The sequence below is a fragment of the Anaerostipes caccae L1-92 genome (genome assembly GCF_014467075.1).
Lineage (GTDB): Bacteria > Bacillota > Clostridia > Lachnospirales > Lachnospiraceae > Anaerostipes > Anaerostipes caccae.
This window is the reverse complement of the sequence record NZ_AP023027.1, coordinates 2932773-2953799: the sequence shown is the minus strand read 5'-3', so window position 1 is coordinate 2953799 and position 21027 is coordinate 2932773. Positions and strand designations below refer to the sequence as shown.

Annotated in this window: 21 protein-coding genes and 1 pseudogene; 21 read left to right on the top strand and 1 reads right to left on the bottom strand. The window is 44.1% G+C overall.

Annotated features, from left to right (window positions below; genetic code table 11):
• Positions 1–8: 8 nt before the first annotated feature.
• The 3 genes from ANCC_RS14265 to ANCC_RS14255 all read left to right on the top strand — a co-directional run bounded on the left by ANCC_RS14265 (position 9) and on the right by ANCC_RS14255 (position 2015).
• Positions 9–530, top strand: coding sequence for a YjbQ family protein (locus ANCC_RS14265; RefSeq protein WP_006566193.1), 522 nt, complete (start codon positions 9–11; stop codon positions 528–530).
• A 10-nt stretch (positions 531–540) separates the two neighbouring features.
• Entirely contained in the window at positions 541–1230 is a 690-nt protein-coding gene (locus ANCC_RS14260) for a triose-phosphate isomerase (protein ID WP_009290960.1), read from the top strand.
• Between the two features lie 284 nt (positions 1231–1514).
• Entirely contained in the window at positions 1515–2015 is a 501-nt protein-coding gene (locus ANCC_RS14255; protein WP_006566191.1) for an ATP-binding protein, read from the top strand.
• A gap of 57 nt (positions 2016–2072) precedes the next feature.
• Here ANCC_RS14255 and ANCC_RS14250 read toward each other — a convergent pair whose 3' ends face one another.
• A complete protein-coding gene (locus tag ANCC_RS14250) occupies positions 2073–2912 on the bottom strand; it encodes a class II aldolase (RefSeq protein ID WP_006566190.1) in 840 nt (279 codons plus the stop codon).
• Between the two features lie 312 nt (positions 2913–3224).
• Here ANCC_RS14250 and ANCC_RS14245 point away from each other — a divergent pair, with 312 nt between their 5' ends.
• From ANCC_RS14245 to ANCC_RS14160, 18 genes and pseudogenes are all read left to right on the top strand, one after another.
• Positions 3225–3635, top strand: a complete 411-nt coding sequence (locus tag ANCC_RS14245) for a PTS sugar transporter subunit IIA (protein WP_006566189.1) — start codon at positions 3225–3227, stop codon at positions 3633–3635.
• The gene (locus ANCC_RS14240; RefSeq protein ID WP_006566188.1) at positions 3632–4117 is read left to right on the top strand and encodes a PTS sugar transporter subunit IIB; all 486 of its coding nucleotides are present in this window, start codon (positions 3632–3634) and stop codon (positions 4115–4117) included. Before ANCC_RS14245 ends, ANCC_RS14240 begins: the two co-directional genes overlap by 4 nt.
• 15 nt (positions 4118–4132) lie before the next feature.
• Positions 4133–4927, top strand: a complete 795-nt coding sequence (locus ANCC_RS14235) for a PTS mannose/fructose/sorbose/N-acetylgalactosamine transporter subunit IIC (RefSeq protein ID WP_006566187.1) — start codon at positions 4133–4135, stop codon at positions 4925–4927.
• Position 4928: 1 nt separating this feature from the next.
• Positions 4929–5768, top strand: a complete 840-nt coding sequence (locus tag ANCC_RS14230) for a PTS system mannose/fructose/sorbose family transporter subunit IID (protein WP_039946325.1) — start codon at positions 4929–4931, stop codon at positions 5766–5768.
• Positions 5769–5788: 20 nt separating this feature from the next.
• Positions 5789–6835 (top strand): zinc-dependent alcohol dehydrogenase, encoded by a 1047-nt coding sequence (locus ANCC_RS14225; RefSeq protein WP_006566185.1) that lies wholly within the window; start codon positions 5789–5791, stop codon positions 6833–6835.
• A 3-nt stretch (positions 6836–6838) separates the two neighbouring features.
• Positions 6839–8326 carry a xylulokinase gene (xylB, locus tag ANCC_RS14220; RefSeq protein WP_006566184.1) on the top strand — a complete coding sequence of 496 codons (1488 nt, stop codon included), beginning with the start codon at positions 6839–6841 and terminating at the stop codon, positions 8324–8326.
• 7 nt (positions 8327–8333) lie between these two features.
• Positions 8334–8897, top strand: coding sequence for a DUF4428 domain-containing protein (locus tag ANCC_RS14215; protein WP_156782911.1), 564 nt, complete (start codon positions 8334–8336; stop codon positions 8895–8897).
• Positions 8898–8912: 15 nt separating this feature from the next.
• The gene (locus ANCC_RS14210; protein ID WP_006566182.1) at positions 8913–9170 is read left to right on the top strand and encodes an HPr family phosphocarrier protein; all 258 of its coding nucleotides are present in this window, start codon (positions 8913–8915) and stop codon (positions 9168–9170) included.
• A 163-nt stretch (positions 9171–9333) separates the two neighbouring features.
• Positions 9334–10333: pseudogene (locus ANCC_RS14205) on the top strand (PDDEXK nuclease domain-containing protein).
• Positions 10334–10471: 138 nt separating this feature from the next.
• Complete coding sequence (gene nadA, locus ANCC_RS14200) at positions 10472–11380, top strand: quinolinate synthase NadA (protein WP_006566179.1); 909 nt, start codon at positions 10472–10474, stop codon at positions 11378–11380.
• A 43-nt stretch (positions 11381–11423) separates the two neighbouring features.
• Positions 11424–12731 carry an L-aspartate oxidase gene (locus ANCC_RS14195; protein WP_006566178.1) on the top strand — a complete coding sequence of 436 codons (1308 nt, stop codon included), beginning with the start codon at positions 11424–11426 and terminating at the stop codon, positions 12729–12731.
• On the top strand, positions 12700–13554 hold the full coding sequence (nadC, locus tag ANCC_RS14190; RefSeq protein WP_278566199.1) for a carboxylating nicotinate-nucleotide diphosphorylase: 855 nt from the start codon (positions 12700–12702) through the stop codon (positions 13552–13554). Before ANCC_RS14195 ends, nadC begins: the two co-directional genes overlap by 32 nt.
• Positions 13555–13726: 172 nt before the next feature.
• Positions 13727–15700 (top strand): BglG family transcription antiterminator, encoded by a 1974-nt coding sequence (locus ANCC_RS14185; RefSeq protein ID WP_006566176.1) that lies wholly within the window; start codon positions 13727–13729, stop codon positions 15698–15700.
• Between the two features lie 293 nt (positions 15701–15993).
• Entirely contained in the window at positions 15994–16713 is a 720-nt protein-coding gene (locus ANCC_RS14180; protein ID WP_006566175.1) for a ribulose-phosphate 3-epimerase, read from the top strand.
• Entirely contained in the window at positions 16697–17125 is a 429-nt protein-coding gene (locus ANCC_RS14175) for a PTS sugar transporter subunit IIA (protein WP_006566174.1), read from the top strand. The genes ANCC_RS14180 and ANCC_RS14175 overlap by 17 nt, the downstream gene beginning before the upstream one ends.
• Positions 17126–17139: 14 nt before the next feature.
• Complete coding sequence (locus ANCC_RS14170) at positions 17140–18207, top strand: PTS fructose transporter subunit IIC (RefSeq protein WP_006566173.1); 1068 nt, start codon at positions 17140–17142, stop codon at positions 18205–18207.
• A gap of 34 nt (positions 18208–18241) precedes the next feature.
• A complete protein-coding gene (locus tag ANCC_RS14165) occupies positions 18242–18556 on the top strand; it encodes a PTS fructose-like transporter subunit IIB (protein ID WP_006566172.1) in 315 nt (104 codons plus the stop codon).
• 115 nt (positions 18557–18671) lie between these two features.
• Complete coding sequence (locus tag ANCC_RS14160) at positions 18672–21026, top strand: glycyl radical protein (RefSeq protein ID WP_006566170.1); 2355 nt, start codon at positions 18672–18674, stop codon at positions 21024–21026.
• The last annotated feature ends 1 nt before the right edge of the window (position 21027 follow it).

Genomic DNA, 21027 nt, shown 5'->3' with positions numbered 1-21027 from the left:
AAGAAAGAATGGCAGTATATAAAGATACGATCAAAGTACAGTCACATGGCAAAACACCTACCTATATTGATGTGACTCCGGAAGTAAAAAGGGTGATTAAAGAAAGCGGGATTAAAAGCGGACTCTGTGCGGTCATTTCTCCACATACGACCTGTTCTGTGTTTTTTGAGGAATTTGTCCACGACTACAATGAGAATGGGGATGAGTTTTTACAGGAAGACTTAAACAATGCTTTAGCAAAGATCATTCCGGATCATGTGAGCGCGGATCAATACCATTATCCGGGAGAAGAACACTATAAAGAAGTGGAAACCTGGCCGGATTTGGATTTCTGGCTTCCGGGAGGAGACAGAACCGCATTATTCAACGGAGATGCACATTTGAGATCTACGATTCTCGGGTCCAGCGAGATCTTTGATGTGGAGGACGGCAAATTAGGAGTCGGTGTTACAGGATATGTTTATTTTGTAGACTTTGACCGCACGCGTCCCCGGGAAAGAAAATGTAAAATAGTTGTCATTGGAGAGTAAGGAGGAGAACATGGGAAATATGCAGTCACCGTTTTTGATTGTAAATCCAAAGTCATATTTATACGGAAACGAGAGTCTTAAATTGGCGAAGGCCGCAGATCAGGCGGCTAAAGATACCGGACTGCCGATTATCTTTACTTGTCCATATGCAGATGTGAGAATGATCCGTGAGAATACGGAAAACATCATTGTATGCGTACAGTCTATGGACCCGCTCACACCAGGACGGGGAATGGGGCATGTTCTTCCGGAATCTTTAAAGGAAGCAGGAGCGGATGCAGTTTTTCTGAACCATGCCGAAAATCCTAAGACGCTGTCTGACCTATATGCATGTATCCGGCGCGCAGCCGAGCTTGACATGACTTCTATCGTATGTGCGGACTCCATTACGGAAGCAAAAGCCGTGGCGTGTATGAACCCGGATGTTGTCCTGGCGGAACCGACGGATCTGATCGGAACCGGTCAGGTAGCAGACGATGCTTATACAATGGAAGCAATCGATCAGGTACGAAAAGTAAATCCTGATGTGCTGGTGGTGGTTGCCTCCGGAGTCAGCACGGCAGAGGACTGTTACAATATGATTCGGCTTGGAGCCGACGGCACGGGAGGAACGTCAGGGATTTTAAATGCGCCTTCACCGGCTGTCAGGATCAGGGAGATGGCAGAAGCGATCGTGAGAGCAGTGAAAGCTTCTGATTAGATGAAATAAATTTTAGGAATACCCATAATTTCTGCGGGCAGAAATTATGGGTTTTTTGTGCAAAGGAAAGAATAAATAATGAGAAAATAGAAAAATATAGTATGAGTTATTTACTACTATTTCCGTCGCGCTTTTGAAATGCGCTCCTCCAAAAGTGATAAATAACTTTCGAAAAGTGGCACCTTTTTTGGCAGAAACCCTTCTCTAACAGACATTACGTCCATTTTCCACATGATTGGAGTGAGGCATTCTAAGAGCCGAACGGAAATCATGTGGAAAATGTCATGATAGATTCTACAGGAGGAATGCCTGATGGAACGAGGATTCAGGACCGGAATATTAATACAATACCATTTACACGAAGAAATCCGGTTTTAGCAGATGTATTCCACCGATTAGGATATATGGAGCGTCAGGGAAGCGGACTGAATAAAATAACGAGTGCTTATAAAAGTGCGATAAACTTTCGAGAAGGATTGGAACCAAAATTTTTTTCTGACAGGGTGGAGTTTACTGTTACACTGCAAAACCTGAACTATAAAAGTGAAGCTAAAAGTGAAGCTAAAAGTGAAGCTAAAAGTGAAGCTAAAATTTTGGAATTGACAGATTTAGAGCGAAAGTTATGCAAATATCTTCAAAAAAATCCAGAGATTACCCAGATGGAAATAAAAGAAAAATTTGGATTATCCAGAAGCAAGGTGCAGAGGATAACCAAAAAATTAATAGATAAAGGATTTATTGTTCGTGAAGGGTCACGGCGAAAAGGAAAGTGGAAAGTCTTTTAAACGAAAAGGGACACGATCAGTCTTATGACAATCGTGCCCCTTTTTGTTAATCACTGTTTATTCGTTGATAATCGTCACCAGCTCTGCTGCCTTTCTACTTACATTTTCTATGGACTGAATGCTAAGTCCGATAACATTCACTTCGTTATGGTTCTGTTCATACGCTTCTCCAAAGGTAGAAATAAAAGCCTTTCTTAAATCAGATCCGTAATTTACTTTCAACAAGTTAAACTCTCTTGCCTTCTGAATCGTTTCAAACGGAATCCCGGAACCGCCATGCATTACGAGCGGTACGGGGGAAACCTTTGAGATCTCATCTAATAACGGAAGATCTACTTTTGGAGTCAGATCCAGACCGTGAACGTTTCCCACGGAAACCGCAAGCAGATCGCAGCCGGTTCTTTCCACAAAGTCAGCGACCATTTCCGGATCTGTTTTGCTGTCCGCTTCATTTACAATATCCTCTTCTTTTCCCTGCAGCGCACCAAGCTCTGCCTCTACCGGAACACCATAAAAGTGGCAGTATTCTACTGCGCGTTTCACTTCTTTAATATTTTCTTCAAACGGAAGATGGGAGGCATCGATCATAATAGAAGTAAAGCCTGCATCCACACATGCCTTTACGTGTTCATAAGACTTTCCGTGATCCAGATGAAGACCAATCGGCACATCACTGTCTTTCAGTGCATCTTTTGCCAGATAAGTGATCGTGTCCGGACTTGAGAGCCGCAGATTATTGGAAGATATTTGGATATATCCCGGAAGTCCTGCCTGATTTAATCCTTTGGCGATGGCATAAGTCATTTCCAGGTTGGTTGTATTGAACGCAGGCAGAATATAATGGTTGTCTTTTGCATATTTCATCAGGTCAAAGCCGTTTACAATTTTCATTTTCATATAGCGGCATATACAAAAAGCCGCTTCCTCCTATCTAATCTGAAATTTTCATTTTTACCGTTCACCAGTACGTACTAAGCTTGATTCGATTATAACAATGAAAATACCTTGAATAATTTAATTTATTGCGCAAAGTATCCCGCAAAATAAGTGCAGAATGAAAGGAGGATCTGCGTAATAAATTGCGCAGTCAATCATGCAAAATGCTGTCAGGTACTGCGGTATTGATTGTGCAAACATTTGTGAAAAACAGCAGAGTCGGCATGATATACTTCAATTACATCGAAGGCCAGATGAAAAGGAGGTAAGGGAATGAAGGTCATTGCAGTATCCCACGGAAGCTATTCAAAAGGGCTGGTGGAGAGTACCCAAATGCTTGTCGGAGAACAGGAAAACCTGGTGGCGTATGGACTGTTTCCGGAACAGACGGTGGCAACACTGACAGAAAAACTGGAAGCGGAAATTCAAAATACGAAAGAAGGGGAAGAAATACTCTTCGTATCGGATCTGTTCCACGGAAGCCCGTTTAATGCGATAGTTTCTTTGATGGAACACCATGACATTTACCATGTAACAGGAATTAATCTTCCGTTAATGGTAGAAGTGATGATGGGACGTTATGCTGGGAAAAGCGCAGAAGAGATTTGCGCAGGGCTTCTTGAAGCAGCGCCGGGAACAGTAAAAGATGTAAGAAAGCTATTTGAGGAGGTAGACGAGGAATGAAAAATGTTGTATTAGCCAGAGTCGATGACCGGCTGATCCATGGGGAAGTTGTCTCAGTGTGGACTCCGAGCTTAAATGTCAACAGGATCATCGTAGTCGATGATGAAGTTGCGGCAGATAAGTTCAACAAACGAGTGATCAAGGCACTTGCTCCAAATGGTGTAAAAGTAAATGTATACGGAACAGAAAAGGGAGCAGAGGTTCTTAAGAAAGACCCGAAAGAAGCGGGAGAGAGAGTCATGATCCTCACGAAAACTCCTATCACTTATGACCGTATGACAGATTTAGGACTCGAACTGACCGATGTGAATCTGGGAGGAATGGGACTTAGAGGAGAGAGGACACCATTTATTAAAAATGTAGCCTGTGATCCGGATGAAATTGCTTCGATTAAAAATTTGATGGCGAAGAATGTTCATGTTTATTATCAGCTGGTACCGGAACAGCAGGTGATTGAAGTTACTGGATACTTGGATAAATAGAAGGAGGAAGTATATATGGAAAAGATGACCATCATACAGGCAGCCTTATGCGGGGTTGTTTACTGGCTGGCAGTTGGAAACCTGCCGTTTGTAGGCCTTTGGTCTTTACAGAGACCGCTGGTCTGCGGTATGATTACCGGTTTGATTCTGGGTCATCCGGTACAGGGAGCCGTGATCGGAGCAACCATCAACTTAGTTTACCTTGGGTTTATGTCTGCAGGAGGAAGTATGCCGGCTGATATGGGACTGGCAGGAGTCCTGGGAACAGCCTATGCGATTGTCGGCGGATTGGACACCGATACCGCTCTGGCACTGGCAGTTCCGATCGGTATTCTCGGAACGATCGTCTGGGCAGGACGTATGACCTTTGACTGCTTCTTTGTACATATTGCAGATAAGTATATAGAAAAAGAACAGTATAACAAAATCTGGCGGGCAAATGTCTTATTTCCACAGATTATGTGCTTTCTTATGACGGCAATCCCGTGTGCTCTTGCTGCATATTTTGGTTCTAACTATATCCAGGGAATCCTGAATATGTTAAGCGGAAAAGTGCTGACCGTCTTCCAAATCATAGGTGGTTTAATGCCTGCACTCGGAATTGCAATCACACTGCAGTACATCTTTAAAGGAGAATCCAAAGTATTTTTGTTTGTAGGATTTTTATTGGCTGTGTATTCAAAACTTCCGCTGCTGACACTGGGTATTATCGCACTGCTTGTGGCAGTTGTGTACGTTCAGGTTACTTCCGCTATGGAGCCGGCGAAGGCAGCAGTCATTGACGATGAAGATGATGAGGAGGACGATTAAGATGGAAAATAAAAAGAAAAGTTTGATCCCAAAGGCCGCCTTGATCAAAGCCTGGTTCATTTGGGAGACATTTCCCCAGACGTGTTATAACTACGAAAGAATGATGGGGCAGGTTGTTGCCCATATGTTCTCAGCGATTATTAATTTCTTATATAAAGATAACCCGGCAAAGCGAAAAGAGGTCATGAAACGGGAAATTGAATTCTTCAATGTACATATTGAATTCGGCGCATGTATCCTCGGTATGGCGGTTGCCCTGGAAGAACAGAAGGCCATGGGTGAAGAAATACCCGACGAGTTTATTACGAACTTAAAGACTTCTTTGATGGGACCTTTAGCCGGTATGGGTGATACGATCTGGCAGGGCGTTGTGATTCCGATCCTCTTAGCTGTGTGTATTGACTTAACCCGTTCCGGAAGCGGAAATATATGGGGAGCCATTATTTACGCGGTTGTCATCATTGCAGCGGCATATGGCCTCAGCTACTGGAACTTTATGTTCGGATATAAAGCCGGAAGTGAAGCGATCATGGACTTCCTTGAAAAGGGAATTCTTAATAAGCTGATCAAAGGTGCTTCTATCATGGGCTGCATGGTAATGGGCGGTCTTGTTGTAAATTATGTAAAAGCAAGCTGCGGACTGAAAGTGGTAAGTTCTACATCAACTTATGACATTCAGACAAGCTTCTTAGACGCGATCTGTCCAAGTATCCTTCCGCTTGCAGTGACCATGCTTGTTTACTATCTGATGAACAAGAGAAGATGGTCTTCCCTGAAAATCATCGGGCTGATCGTTGTGATCGGTGTGGTAGGCGGAGTGACAGGAATCCTGGCATATTAAGTTCAGAAAGAGTGAGATAGATGAAAGCAATCGTATTAAATCAACCAAAAAATTTTGCTGTCAAAGAGATTGAATTACCAGAGTTAAAAGAAGACGAGGTGCTGATCCGGATCAAAGATTCCGGAATCTGCACCAACGATGTACGGGACTTCAACGGAGACTGCAGTTACAGCTACCCGAGGATCGGCGGTCATGAGTACTGCGGAGTAATCGAGGAACTGGGAAGCGGAGTCAATGAAAAACGTTACTCCAAAGGGCAGAAAGTGGTCCAGTATATCATTGATGACTGTAAGGAATGTTTTTTCTGCAAGCACGGAGAAGAAAATATCTGTGAAGAACATCCAAAGAGTAAGATTTTTACGAATCCTGACGGGCTGTCAGGATATGGGGGATTTGCGGAATTCGTTGTGGCAAAGGCGGAAGATCTGTTTGTATATCCGGACAGTACAACTTTTGAAAAAATGGCATTTACCGAGCCACTGGCATGTGTGGTCAACAGTATCAACCGTACGAATATTCAGTTTGGAGACGATGTGGCGGTCATCGGAGGCGGTACCATGGGGATGCTTCACGTCATGCTTGCCAGATTAAAGGGAGCCAGAGTGATTTTAAGTGAGCCTCTTAGGGAGCGAAGAGACAGGGCGCTGAAACTCGGATGTGACGATGTGATCGATCCGACGAAGGAAGATGCCGTAAAGAGAGTAAAAGAATTAACCGGCGGCAGAGGTGCGCAGGTGGTATTCAATACGACAGCGATCCCGGCCATTGCGGCACAGGCTGTGGAAATGACTTCCCCCGGAGGAATGAGCGTCATGTTCAGCTCCATGCATCCCAATGATCCGGTGCCGATAGATATGGGGGCTGTTCATTCTTACCAGAAAACGGTGACAGGCGCTGTCAGCCCAACGATTACATCTTTTCATCAGGCAGTGCAGCTGATCGGAAAGGGGCTGATTGATCCAACCGTGCTCACAGAACAGATTTTTGATTACAGAGATTTTGACAAAGCCATTGCGGCGGCAATGAAGCCGGATACTTATAAAGTAATCCTCAGATTTGGAGAATAGCGAATGGAACAGTATATTGGAATTGATATAGGGACTTCTTCTGCAAAACTGACCTTGATTAATGACGCAGGAGAGATCAGAAAAGAAAGCAGCAGAGAGTATGAAATTTCACAGCCAAAACCGGGATGGAAGGAAATTGATCCGGAAAGCTGGATGGATGCGGTGGAAGAAGCCATGGCGGAACTTCTTTCAGGAGAAGATCCGGAGCACATCGGAGCCATTGGTGTCACGGGACAGATGCATACCGCAGTATTTCTGGGATGGGACGGAGTGCCTATACGTCCGGCATTGATGTGGAATGACACAAGGACCATGGATCTTGTAAAGGAAACAAAAGAAAAGATCTCTAAGGTCCCGGAAGTTTCCTATATCTCCAATATCATTTCCACCGGAAGTCCGGCGATCAATCTGCTGTGGCTGAAGAAAAATGAACCGGAACAATTTCGGAAGATGAAAACATTTTTGATTGGACCGGACTATATCGTTTTTCGGCTGACGGGGCAGTGCCAGACTGACTACTGCGAGGCATCCACTTCTTCTTTGTTTGATTTAAAGACTGGAACGTGGTCTTCAAAGATCCGGGAAATCTTAGGGTTTCCGGAGGAGATTTATCCAAAGGTAAAAGGAAGCCAGGAGACGGCGGGATATGTGGCCGAAGTATGGAGGCGGAAGTTCGGTTTCAAAAACCTGGTGAAGGTTATCGTGGGTACCGGGGATAACCCGGCGGCAGCCATATCCACAGGGTGTTTTTCAAACAGGTATCCGGTTCTTTCCCTCGGTACATCCGGTGTTCTCATGTTTCCAAAAGAAAAAATAGATTTCGGGACAAAAGGAAAGAATATTATGTTTTCTGCAGACGGAAAGAACATCATGACGCTGGTACAGGGTGTGGTACAGTCAACGGGAAGCAGCTTTGGCTGGTGGGTCAGACAGATCTTAAAGACAGATGATTTTTCTGCCGAAACCAGCGAAGTGGACATGGAAAGTCTCGGGGAAAACAATCTGATCTTTTATCCCCATCTTGCAGGTGACAAGACGATCTACAGAGATCCAGCACTGAGGGGAGCTTTGATCGGTATCGGAACTGAAACTACAAGACAGGATATCACGGCTGCGGTCATGGAAGGGATCTGTTTCGGTGTGAGACAACTTACAGAAGTCATGCACATTGGGAAGACAGCGCTTCAAAGTCTTAAAGTGACCGGTGGAGGTTCTAAAAATGAAGTATGGATGCAGATCCTTGCGGATGTGCTGAATACGAAAGTAGAACAGCTGGAAAGCGGGGCAGGAGCGGGATACGGCATTGCGCTCATGGCAGCATCAGTTTCAGGGCGGGATGTAACACTGGAGCAGATGGTTGGCAGAACCGTCCGCACAAAAAAATGTTTTAATCCAAGAAGATATCATGCAGAGCTTTATGAAATAAAATACCAAAAGTATAAAAAAGTTTATAAAGCGCTGACAGATGTGTTTGATGATCAGAAAGGGTGAATTGGAAATGAAGACATGTGATATCTGTGATGCACCTTTGGGAATGTTTAAGAAATTTCGATATGCGGAAGGATACATCTGCAAAGCGTGCTATGAGAAGGCCAGCAATCATTTTACAGAGACGATTGCAAAGAAAAGTTATGGTGAGATCAGAAAATTGTGTGAAAGGCAGGGCGGGCTCACAGAAGATTTTGAGATTACAGGGCGGATAGGGAATTATATTTTGTTTGATGAGAAAAACAGGAAGATCTGCCTTCTCAACAACCGGATCAACCAAAAACAGGTTTCAGAGCCGGAATTTTATCCGCTGGATAAGATCAGCGAGTGCCGGATCGATTACAGACCTTTCATGCCTTTGGGAGAACTGGAAGATAAAATTAAGTCAAAAGAAGCAGGCACGATTCACTCTCTGAAAGTTCTGATCAAACTGGAGGACGGCCAGGAAAAACAAATTCCTTTGATATCAAACCCTGTCAGGATAAAAAGCTTTGCTATGAAACAGTCCTTTTCATTTGCAAAACGGATTGCGGAAGAAATCGAAAGGCTGAAAGGTGAATCTGTCCAGGCATGATCAGGGAGGAAAAAGATGAAGCAGTTTGATTTTAAAGTGCAGTCGCCTGTTGGAATCCATGCGCGTCCGGCTGTGCTTCTGGTAGAAAAAGCGCGGACGTACCAGAGTAAAATAATTCTGGAAAAGGGAACTCAGAGAGCGAACGCCAAAAATATGATTTCTCTTTTGACACTGAGAGCTCGTCAGCATGAAATCGTAACGTTTATGATTGAAGGACCGGATGAAGACAGGGCGGCAGAGGAATTGAAAGAGTTTTGTATCCATAATCTTTAATAATACAGCATCTTTATCAACGGAACCGGCAGCGTTGATAAGGGTGCTGTTTTGTATACATAAATATAAAAGTGTATATTAAAGAAATAAGTAGAATTTATTGTAAATAAATGGTAAAATTAAGCTGCGGAGTAAATCGAAAGTGCTTACAGGAGGAGACAAAATGGCAAAAAATGATGGAGGATTTAATGTAACTGTTGAATATAAAGAATGGATAAAAAATGTTAAAAAAAGAATAAAGCAGAGTCAAATAAAAGCCTCTGTTAAAGTGAACCATGAACTGATGGATTTATATAGGGATTTAGGAAGAGACATTGTAAAAAAACAGGAAAATACAAAATGGGGTGATGGATTTTTGGTAGCTATGAGTAAAGATTTGAAAAGAGCATTTCCAGGTATGAATGGTTTTTCTGTGCAGAATTTAAAAAGTATCCGTTATTGGTACAAATTTTACAGTGGTTTAAAAATTGGCTTACAACCTGTAAGCCAATTAAATGAAGCAGAAAGAATGATAAAAAGTATTCCATGGGGACATAATCAACGGATTATGTATAAATGTAAAAGTATTAATGAAGCATTGTTTTATGTCCAAAAAACAATGGATAATAACTGGAGCAGAAATTTGCTGGAACATCAAATTGATAGTCATTTATATGAACGTCAGGGGAAAGCAATATCAAACTTTCAGACAAAATTACCAGACCCACAATCTGACTTAGCTTTACAAACTTTAAAGGATCCATACAATTTTGACTTTTTGACTATACGAGAGGAATACGATGAGAAGGAATTAGAAGATGCTTTAATAAATCAAATCACCCAGTTTTTGTTAGAACTAGGAACTGGTTTTGCTTTTCTATCACGTTAAACTTCATTGCTATGTGGTTTTAGAATTAAAGACAGAAAAATTTAAGCCTGAGTTTGCAGGGAAACTAAATTTTTATGTGACAGCGGTAAACAAAAATATGAAAGAGAAACAGGATAACCAGACAATAGGAATTTTGATTTGTAAAGATAAGGATAATGTAGTAGCAGAATATGCGTTAGATGATATTTTACAGCCTATTGGGATAGCACAGTATGAATTCACTAAAATTTTGAAGGGAGAATTCAAGAATAATCTGCCAACGATTGAAGAAATCGAACAAGAGCTTGCAAAATGATAATCTGCGTACTGGGAGCCGGGCTGTCTATACCTGAAAACCCACTAAATACTTGATAACAGTTGATCAAAGTGGTATATTTAATCTTAGTATGGAATCATATCAGTTGGGAAAATTCCCTTGCTAAGGAGGAAAAGGATGGACAACCTCGCAAAAGAGATTGAAGAGTTAAAGAGAGAACGAAATGCGGTCTTATTGGCCCATTATTATGTAGATGACGCTGTACAGGAGATTGCAGACTATGTTGGGGATTCGTATTACCTCGCAAAGGTAGCGCTTAAGGAGTCGAAAGATGTGATCTGTTTTGCCGGTGTAAGCTTTATGGGAGAAAGCGCGAAGATCCTGAATCCCGACAGAACTGTGATCATGCCGGACCAGCTGGCGGACTGCCCGATGGCCCATATGGTGGATTTGGACAAGATACAGAAGGTAAGGGATGAATATGATGATCTGGCAGTGGTCTGTTATATTAATTCCACAGCAGAGATCAAATCCTATTCCGATGTCTGTGTGACATCATCCAATGCTATGAAGATTGTAAAATCTCTTCCACAGAAGAATATATTCTTTATTCCGGATGAGAATCTTGGCAGATATATCGGATCAAAACTTCCTGAGAAGAACTTTATTTACAACGACGGATTCTGTCATGTACATACAAGTATTACTGCAGACAACGTAAAAAAAGCCAAAGAAGCGCATCCGGACGCAGAGATCCTTGTGCATCCGGAGTGTACGATGGATGTGGTGGAACTGGCCGACTATGTGGGAAGCACATCAGGGATCATAGATTATGCCACTGCATCCGATGCGGATAAGTTTATTATCTGTACAGAGATGGGTGTTTTATATGAACTGAAACAGAAGAATCCGAACAAGACGTTTTATTCTGTGGGGCACAGACAGTTCTGTCCGAACATGAAGAGGATCACTCTTGAAAATGTCAGAGATACACTGAGAGACATGAAAAACCAGGTGGAACTGGATGAGACACTGCGTCTTGACGCAAAGAAAGCGTTGGATGAGATGCTGCGAATCGCACAGTAGATATTAACAGCCTCTTATCCGGGGGAAAGGATTAATTTTAATTATGAGATCAGCAGATGTAATTGTGGTTGGAACCGGGGCAGCCGGATTGTTTCACGCCTTGTTTCTTCCAAGAGATTACAGAGTCATTATGATTACCAAGACAGAAGTAGAGGAGAGTGATTCCTTCCTGGCTCAGGGAGGAATTTCTGCACTGCGCAATGAAGAAGATTACGACCGCTACTTTGAAGATACCATGAAGGCCGGCCATTATGAGAACGACAAAGCGGCTGTAGACAAGATGATCACCCGTTCCAGGGAAATTATCGATGACCTTATCGGATTCGGTGTTCAGTTTGATCAGAGAGATGGAGAGACAGAATATACCCGGGAAGGGGGACACTCCATTTTCCGGATTCTTCATCACGATGATGTGACAGGGAAAGAAATCACCGGCAAGCTCTATGAGGAAGTGAAACGGAGGGATAACATTGAGATCCTGACCCATTCTACAATGATCGATCTGATCGAGGAAAAAGGAGCCTGCCGGGGAGTTGTCTATGTGACACCCAAAGGAGATGTGGACTGTATTTATGCAGGGAAGACTGTACTCGCAACGGGAGGCATGGGAGGTCTGTTTAAACACTCCACCAATTACAGGCATCTCACCGCAGACGGATTGGCTATCTGCCTTCGCCATAACGTGGAGATACAGAATATCAATTACATACAGATACATCCGACGACTTTTTATTCGGACAAGCCGGGAAGGAGTTTTTTGATTTCAGAGTCTGTCAGAGGAGAAGGAGCCTATTTATTCAATAAAGACGGGGAACGGTTTGTAGATGAACTGCTGCCCAGGGATATTGTGACAGCAGCTATACGTGAACAGATGGAGAAAGACGGAACCGATTATGTGCGGCTGTCTGTGACTCATCTGGACGGGGATCGGATCAGAAAAAGATTTCCTAATATTTATAAGCAGTGTCTGGAAGAGGGATATGACATGACGAAGGAATGGATTCCGGTGACTCCCGCACAGCATTATTTTATGGGAGGGATTAAGGTAGATTTAAGCAGTCGTACTTCCATGGAGGATTTATACGCAGTGGGAGAGGCCAGCTGCAACGGAGTACATGGAAAGAACCGGCTGGCCAGCAATTCTCTTCTGGAATCTCTTGTTTTTGCCCTGGAGTCTGCAGAAGATATTGCAAAGTCGCCGAAAAAACCTTCAGAGTGTCAGGTTGATTTAGCACAGTATCATGACATTTCCGGTATACAGGAGGAAAACAAACACCTTGTACTGGAAGAGATCAAAAGAAAGGATGGGGATTTCTATGATAAATGGTGTAACAATGGCGGTAAACATTGATGAGTATCTGCTGAACGCATTAAAAGAGGACATCACCGGAGAGGACGTCAGCACCAACGCTGTCATGCCAAAACCGAGACAGGGACAGGTCGAACTGATCTGTAAAGAAGACGGGATTGTCGCGGGTTTGGAAGTGTTCCACCGTGTGTTTACCCTGCTGGATGAAAATGTAACCTTTGAGACAGAGCTGAGCGACGGAGACGAAATCAAAGCCGGACAGCTTATGGGAGTTCTCAGGGGAGATATCCGTGTCCTGCTGTCAGGGGAGAGGACGGCCCTTAACTACCTTCAGAGAATGAGCGGGATCGCAACATTTACCAATTCCCTTGTAAAAGAATTAGAAGGTTCCTCCACGCAGCTTCTGGATACGAGAAAGACAACACCGAATATGCGTCCGTTTGAGAAATATGCGGTAACAGTCGGAGGCGGCAAGAATCACCGCTACAACCTTTCCGACGGGGTGATGCTGAAAGACAATCATATCGGTGCTGCCGGAGGAGTCCGGGAGGCAGTCTATGCGGCAAGAGCCTATGCTCCGTTTGTGCGGAAGATTGAGGTGGAGACCGAAAATCTTGCCATGGTAAATGACGCTCTGGAGGCAGGTGCGGATATTATTATGCTGGATAATATGTCAGATGAAATGATGAAAGAGGCGGTTGAAATTATCGGAAGCCGTGCTCTCACGGAGTGTTCCGGCAACGTGACGAAGGAACGGTTAAAAAAGATCAGGGAGATCGGAGTGGATTTCGTATCTTCCGGGGCTTTGACCCATTCGGCTCCAATCCTGGATATTTCACTGAAAAACCTGAAACCGACAGAATAACAGAAAAGTGATATGGGAAGGCCAGAAAATACAGGATATTTTCTGGCCTTTTTCAGCGCCTTTTACTGATAGTGGAAGGGATGTCTTTAAGTGAGCGTTGACAGAAATCATAGGAAAGTCTAAAATAATAATAAATAATATATATCAATAAATAATAATAAAAGGAGTTCCTATGCTTTCCAAGACTGCATCAAAAATAATGAGAGTGCTGATTCATCAGGATGATGAATTTATCACCTATGAAAGAATTGCAGGGATGCTGGAGATTTCCGAGCGGAGTGTACACAATTATATGAAAGAGGCAGCTGAATTCTGTGAAGAAAATGGATATCGGCTTGTCCGCCGGAGGGGAAAGGGGGTCTGTCTTCAGGCAGGACTGCACAGAAAAGAATTGGAACACTTATTTCCGAAAGACCAGATCCCCTGTGAAACAAGAAAATACCGGATGTGCTATATTATCAGGACTCTGATTGAAAATGGGGAGCCTTACACCGGATCTTTGTTTGCCGAGGAGCTGTTTGTTTCCAAATCCACGATCTGTACAGATATCGAGAAGGCAAATAAGATGTTAGAGCCGGACAGGGTATGCATTCGGCGGATCGTTGGAAAAGGAATTATTATACAGGGCCGGGAATTTGACCTGAGAAAAGTTCTGGTGTGCCAAAACCAGAAAGTATATCTGGAAGAAGTTCCAAAGTCAGCCGCAGTGCCGGATTACAGAATCGATCCGGTGACATATGCAAGATTTTTATCTCAGTACAGAAAGAGCACAGCTGATAAGGTGATTGCCTGTATTCAGCAGCTGGAGAGACAGATCGGCACGCAGTTTAATGATTATACATTTTGTATGCTGGCTGAATATACGAGCAGTCAGATGAACCGGCTGAGAGGAGGGCATTGTCTGGAGGAGTCTATGATCAGCAGACTGACACTGGTAGAGGAGATCGCCGACTGGACAGATATATTCACGGGACTTCTGAACAGGCAATTCAGGATGAACATTGATCCGAGGGAGGGATTGTATTTGTATCTTCTGCTTCTTGGAGCGGAAGTACAGAACAGCAGCCGCATAGTAAACAAAAAATTTCTGATCGAAAAGGAGATCGATATCGAGGACGCTGCCCAGAACATGATTCAGTATATTTCTTCCATCGTGGGCAGAGATTTCAGGGAAGATCCTCTGCTGAAGACGAGTACAGCCCTATTTCTGAACAGTTCTTTCATAAGAGTTAAGTTTGGGTTTGAGATTAAAAATCCTTTTTTGGATGAGATAAAGAGGACATACTCAGCCATATTTTCAGCTTGTTTTACGGCAAGCAAAGAGTATGAAAGCCTTGTGGGCGCATTTCCGACAGAAGATGAGATCTCCTATATGGCAATTCTTTTTGGCGGCGCTATGGTTCAGAATAAGAGGGACATTAATACAGTTGTTATCGGCAGCGGCGGTGTGGGGATCGCTCAGATCATTGCCAGAAAGATCGAACATAAGATTATGGACATCAATGTCACATCGGTACTCCCCGCAAATGCAGGAGTCATGATCGATGAGAGCCAGTATGACCTTGTGATCACCACGGTCCCCTCACTGAAGATTAAACACCCTTATGTGGTTTATACGACTCCGCTTGTGGGAGAACAGGATGTCTTCAGGATCAAGAAAGTTTGTCATGAGATGAAAGAAAAGAAGAAGAATCTGGAAAAACGGTGGACTATTAAAAACTTGATGGAGGACGAACTGATCTTTCTGGAGTCAGGGACAATGACGAAAAAGGCTCTGTTACATAAGGTGTGCAGAAAGCTGAAGGACGGGGGCTATGTAAAGGATGGATTTTATGAGGATGTACTGAGGAGAGAAGAGATCAGCGCATCTGTGCTCGGAGGAGGCGTTGCAGTTCCCCATGGCATGGCAAATCTCGTTGAAAAGCCGGCTGTGGCAATTATAAAGACGGACCACAAAGTTGAGTGGGATGAGGGAAGCGTGGATGTAATATTTTTGCTGGCGCTGAATTTTGAAGATATTCAGTCCACCAGAGCCTTTTTTGAAACATTTTATGAAATGACTATGGAAAAGAATGCGGCAAAACTCATAAGGAAAGCAGGCAGCAAAGAAGAGATCAAAAATATTATCATGATGAATTCGGATTAAGAAGGTGTCTTTTGGGCACTTTCTTTTTTTATTTCATTAGGAAAGTTCTGCGGCCTTCCCTATGAAATAAAAAATGCTCCGCGGGCTGTACACAGATGTGTGAGGAAATTATTTGACTGCTATGTCATAAACTGCAGTTGTTTACCTGCAATTTTTGGTTTTGAATCGGTGCAGTGCTGCGTTTTTGCAGATATACAACTGCAAAAAGAGAACGAAAGAGACATTGAATAATAAGATAAATAAATATAAAATAATAATAAACAAAGACAAATAATAAAAAGGAAAGGAAAGCGATGAAAAAAGCAGCGGAAAAAGAACTCATGGTTTCTGCATCTGTTTCCTGCATGGATCTGTGTCATTTGGCAGATGCCATAGAGGAAGCCGAGGGATCGGGAATCTCGTTTTTTCACTATGATATGGTGGATGGAAGGTTTAATGATTGTTTCATATTATCGGAAACACTCTTAAAACAGATGAGAGGCATAACCAGCCTCCCAATAGAAGCCCATCTGGCCGCTTTTGAGCCGGAGCGCTATATCGGCATGTATGCCGATGCGGGAGCGGATTACATAGCGGTACACTATGAGGCGATGAAAGATCCTCTCAGGGTGTTTGAACAGATCAGGGAAGCGGGTGCCCGGCCGGTATTGGCATATAAATCCACGACACCTCCGGGGGAGGATTTCATCACACTGGCAGGTGAGGCGGCCTGGATCTTAAAACTCACAGTCAACCCCGGATTTTCAGGACAAAAGATGCAGGAGGGGGCGCTCGGCCACATCAGGCAGATGAGGGCGATGCTGAACAGCGCAGGACTGAAGACGAAGATTCAGGCAGACGGAAACATCAATCAGGATACAATTCCGAGGGCGGTGGAAGCCGGAGCGGACATCCTGACCGGGGGAACATCGGGATTGTTTCTTGACGGAAAGACAGTAAAACAGTGCTGTGAAGACATGCTAAAAGCAGCAGAAGAAGCAAAAGGAGCAAAGAACCATGGAATTAATGAATGAAGGGCTGGTCGTATTTGACCTGGAAGCGGCATCACCGGAAGAAACAGTCTCTAAGATTGCCGGAGTAATGGAAGAACAGGGTCGTTTGAATGACAGGGCGGCATATGTGGCGGATGTGATAAAGAGAGAGGAGGGAGCACCGACAAGCATAGGATTTCTGATCGCCACGCCCCATGCCAAATCAGTTCATGTAAAGGAACCGTCGCTGGCATTTGCAAGGCTGAAAGACCCGGTGCAGTGGGCGGATGAAAAAGTGCAGATGGTCTTTCAGATCGCAGTTCCGGACCCGGGACAGGGAGATAAGCATCTGGAGATTCTGGCGAAACTGTCAAGAAAGATTATTCATGACGACTTCAGAGAGCAGCTCATGAACGCAGCCAATGAAAAAGAAGTGTTGGAACTGATACAATAAGGAGGAGAGAGAAGATGAACGAACTTGCAGGTATTTTCAAAGATACAAGAAAACATCTGATGAACGGAGTGTCCCATATGATCCCGTTTGTAGTGACCGGAGGTATTTTAATGGCAGTTGCCGTCATGGCATACGGACAGGGAGGTGTTCCGCCGGAGGGGACCTGGATGGCAACTTTATGGAACTTTGGTTCTACCGCGCTGAATTTGATGGTACCGGTTCTGTCGGCATATATTGCGGCATCCATCGCAGACCGTGCGGGTATCTGTCCCGGATTTGTCGGAGGAATGATCTCCATCAGTGTTGGAGCCGGATTCCTGGGAGGAATCGTAACAGGGCTTCTTGGCGGAATTGTATGCTATTATTTGAAAAAGGTCAAAGTGCCGAAAGCATTGAGTTCCATCATGCCCATCATGATCATTCCGATCGTCGGTTCTTTAGTAACCATGGGATTTATGCAGTATGTTCTTGGAGCTCCGATCGCAGGAATTATGGACGGAATGACAAAAGTTATGGAGCATTTGGGAAATGGGAACAAAGTAATTTTAGGCGCAGTATGCGGACTGCTTGCAGGATTTGACTTTGGAGGACCGTTTAACAAGGTAGCATATACATTCGGTGTGGCTACAGTAAGTGCCGGTGTGTATACATATGCAGGGCCTATGGCAGTGACCATGACAGCACCGCCTCTCGGATGTGCTCTGGCAGCATTTTTGGCAAAGAAAAAGTTTACCCAGGAAGAAAGAGAAGCAGCAAAGAGTGCGGTTGCTATGGGGTGTGTAGGGATTACGGAGGGAGCGATTCCGTTTGCAGCCAATGACCCGCTGCGTGTGATTCCATCAACCATGATCGGTGCGGCTGCAGGCGGAGCCGTGGGCTATCTGTTTAATATTACAAATCCTGTTGCCTGGTCCGGCCTGATTATGATTCCTGTCCTTGGAAATCCGATTGGATTTCTTGTGTCCCTTGCCATTGCCGTCGGCGTAACTGCGGGGCTGATGATCCTGCTGAAAAAGGACATTACAGAAGAGGCAGCAGGCACAGACGAAGGGGATTTAGACATTGATCTTTCCTTCGAATAAATAACAGTAGAAAACCAATAGGAGGTATTTTATCATGAAATTTTTAGCGGTTACGGCATGTCCGTCAGGGGTAGCACATACCTATATGTCAGCAGAGGCGCTGGAAAAGGCAGCAAAAAAGCACGGAATTGAGATTAAAGTAGAGACTCAGGGGTCCATCGGGATAGAGAATCAGATCACACCGGAGGATCTGGCCGGAACGGATGCAGTGATCCTGACAAAAGACATGCCAATAAAAGATGAGGAAAGGTTTCAGAATATCCCGAAGGTCCGGGTGGGAGTCAGCGACGCTGTAAAGAAAGCGGAGGCGATTATTACAAAGTTGGAAAAGATGGTGAAGGAACTTTAAAAGAAAACAGGGGCGGCTTAAAAAAGCCGCTCTTTTCTGATTATGTATTGAAAAACAATAAAAAATAATATATAATAATATAAAACAATAAACAGAAACAGGGAAGGAGCAGTATATGGAGGGTGTTTTTCAGACAGACCGAATAAAATACTTAAAAGATAAAATGTTATCAGAACCAAGGTATGCTTCCATTGAGCAGGCGCTCATTATAACGGACAGCTACAAACAACATGAGGATCAGCCGAGGATCATTCAGAGAGCACTGGCTTTAAAAGCATCATTGGAGAAGATCAAGATCAGTGCAGAACCGGAGGAACTGATTGTGGGCAACCGTACGGCAGGAGTCCGTTATGGGGTTGTCTTTCCGGAAAGCGGAAGCACTTGGGTGGATCAGGAGTTTGAGACTCTTCCCACAAGGCCGCAGGATAAGTTTCATGTCCATCCGGAGGATATTGAAACATTCAGAAAAGAGATTAAACCCTACTGGGAAGGAAAGTCTCTGGAAGATGTCCTCAATGAGAGATATGGAAAAGAAATAAATGAAATATCGAAAGTAGTAAAGATAAACCAAAAGGACCATGCTCAGGGGCATATCTGCCCCAACTGCGTGACATGGCTGAAGCTCGGTCCGGCAGGACTGCAGAAACAGGCAAGGGAGAAACTGAACTCCTGCAGTGAGGAACAGAAAAATTTCTATGAAAGTGTCATTCTGGTGATGGAAGGCGTCAGAAGCTTTATGCTGCGCTATCATGACCTTATGATGGGACTCTCGGAAGAACAGGACGATGAAGCCAAGAAGGAATCTATGATCCGTGTGGCAAAAAACTGCAAAAAACTGAGCCAGCATCCGGCAGAGACTTTTCATGAAGCGGTACAGTCTGTATGGTTTTTGTTCGTTGTCCTCCAGATGGAATCCAACGCTTCTTCATTTTCACCGGGTCGTCTGGACCGCCACCTGATCTCTTACTATGAAAATGACATAAAAGAAGAAAGAATTACAAAACAGGATGCACTGGAGATCATCGAATGTATGTGGCTCAAATTCAATGAGATCGTTTATATGAGAAATTCCCACGGTGCGAAATATTTCGCAGGATTTCCGATCGGATTCAATATAGCTGTCGGAGGTCAGGATGAGCATGGAAATGATTATTCCAATGATCTTTCGTTCTTATTTCTGGAGGCCCAGAAACATCTTGGACTTCCTCAGCCGAATCTTTCTGTCAGGCTCCACGAAGGCACAGGGGATGATCTTCTCTTTGAAGCGGTCCGTGTCGTGTCAAAGGGCAGCGGAATGCCACAGTTTTTTAATGACAAAGCAGTGATTCCGTCCGTCATGGAGCTGGGAATTGAAGAAAAAGATGCCATGGATTATGCCATTGTTGGATGCGTGGAGCTGACCACCCAGGGAAACAATCTCGGATGGAGCGATTCTGCTATGTTTAATCTGAATAAGGCACTGGAAGCCGCAATGACCGGCGGAATCTGTCTGCTTACAGGAGAGAAGATTGCCCCTGATTACGGAAGCCTTGAGACTTATGAGACGTTTGAGGAACTGGAAGAGGCATTCCAAAAACAGATTGATTACTTCATGGACAAAATGATTCTGGCCTGTGAGGAAGTAGAGAAAGCACACATTGACCTGCTGCCGTCTCCGTTTCTCTCAGCGTCCATAGACGACTGTATGGAAAAAGGAATGGATGTGACGGCGGGGGGAGCAAAATACAACCTATCCGGTATCCAGATGATCCAGGTTGCAAATCTTGCAGACAGCCTGGCGGCAGTAAAACAGATGGTCTATGATGATAAGAAAATTGAGCCGGAGAGACTGCTTCATGCATTAAAGACAAATTTTGAAGAAGATGAGGTCTTGAGGACCATGCTCTTAAATAAAGTGCCTAAGTACGGAAATGACGTGGACTGGGTGGATGCCATGGGTACTAAATGGGCCGAATACTTTAAAAACCGGCTTCGCACATTTAAAAACTACCGCGGAGGACCATACCACACGGGAATGTATACGGTCTCAGCCCATGTACCCATGGGAGAAAATGTTGGGGCATCACCGGACGGACGTTATGCAGGAGAGCCTCTCGCCGACGGGGGAATGTCTCCGGTCTACGGAAGAGATATGAAAGGGCCGACAGCAGTTCTGAAATCCGTTTCAAAATTGGATAAAAATCTTACGACAAACGGCGGGCTGCTGAATATGAAATTTCTGCCGGAATTCTTTAAAAATGAATCCGGTATCCGCAAATTTGCGGGATTTCTGCGAAGCTTTGTAGATCTGGAAATCCCACATATACAGTTTAATGTTGTACGGAGAGAGGATCTCATAGCGGCAAAGAAAAATCCGGAGCAGTATAGAGGTCTTACGGTCCGGGTGGCCGGGTATACCGCATATTTCACAGAACTGGCGGATGAACTGCAGAATGAGATCATCGCCCGTACCAGCTATGGAGATATTTGAT

Coding starts and splice junctions, on each gene's coding strand:
- ANCC_RS14265 (WP_006566193.1), top strand. CDS start 9: ATGGCAGTATATAAAGATACGATCAAAGTACAGTCACATGGCAAAACA.
- ANCC_RS14260 (WP_009290960.1), top strand. CDS start 541: ATGGGAAATATGCAGTCACCGTTTTTGATTGTAAATCCAAAGTCATAT.
- ANCC_RS14255 (WP_006566191.1), top strand. CDS start 1,515: ATGATAGATTCTACAGGAGGAATGCCTGATGGAACGAGGATTCAGGAC.
- ANCC_RS14250 (WP_006566190.1), bottom strand. CDS start 2,912: ATGAAAATGAAAATTGTAAACGGCTTTGACCTGATGAAATATGCAAAA.
- ANCC_RS14245 (WP_006566189.1), top strand. CDS start 3,225: ATGAAGGTCATTGCAGTATCCCACGGAAGCTATTCAAAAGGGCTGGTG.
- ANCC_RS14240 (WP_006566188.1), top strand. CDS start 3,632: ATGAAAAATGTTGTATTAGCCAGAGTCGATGACCGGCTGATCCATGGG.
- ANCC_RS14235 (WP_006566187.1), top strand. CDS start 4,133: ATGGAAAAGATGACCATCATACAGGCAGCCTTATGCGGGGTTGTTTAC.
- ANCC_RS14230 (WP_039946325.1), top strand. CDS start 4,929: ATGGAAAATAAAAAGAAAAGTTTGATCCCAAAGGCCGCCTTGATCAAA.
- ANCC_RS14225 (WP_006566185.1), top strand. CDS start 5,789: ATGAAAGCAATCGTATTAAATCAACCAAAAAATTTTGCTGTCAAAGAG.
- xylB (WP_006566184.1), top strand. CDS start 6,839: ATGGAACAGTATATTGGAATTGATATAGGGACTTCTTCTGCAAAACTG.
- ANCC_RS14215 (WP_156782911.1), top strand. CDS start 8,334: ATGAAGACATGTGATATCTGTGATGCACCTTTGGGAATGTTTAAGAAA.
- ANCC_RS14210 (WP_006566182.1), top strand. CDS start 8,913: ATGAAGCAGTTTGATTTTAAAGTGCAGTCGCCTGTTGGAATCCATGCG.
- nadA (WP_006566179.1), top strand. CDS start 10,472: ATGGACAACCTCGCAAAAGAGATTGAAGAGTTAAAGAGAGAACGAAAT.
- ANCC_RS14195 (WP_006566178.1), top strand. CDS start 11,424: ATGAGATCAGCAGATGTAATTGTGGTTGGAACCGGGGCAGCCGGATTG.
- ANCC_RS14185 (WP_006566176.1), top strand. CDS start 13,727: ATGCTTTCCAAGACTGCATCAAAAATAATGAGAGTGCTGATTCATCAG.
- ANCC_RS14180 (WP_006566175.1), top strand. CDS start 15,994: ATGAAAAAAGCAGCGGAAAAAGAACTCATGGTTTCTGCATCTGTTTCC.
- ANCC_RS14175 (WP_006566174.1), top strand. CDS start 16,697: ATGGAATTAATGAATGAAGGGCTGGTCGTATTTGACCTGGAAGCGGCA.
- ANCC_RS14170 (WP_006566173.1), top strand. CDS start 17,140: ATGAACGAACTTGCAGGTATTTTCAAAGATACAAGAAAACATCTGATG.
- ANCC_RS14165 (WP_006566172.1), top strand. CDS start 18,242: ATGAAATTTTTAGCGGTTACGGCATGTCCGTCAGGGGTAGCACATACC.
- ANCC_RS14160 (WP_006566170.1), top strand. CDS start 18,672: ATGGAGGGTGTTTTTCAGACAGACCGAATAAAATACTTAAAAGATAAA.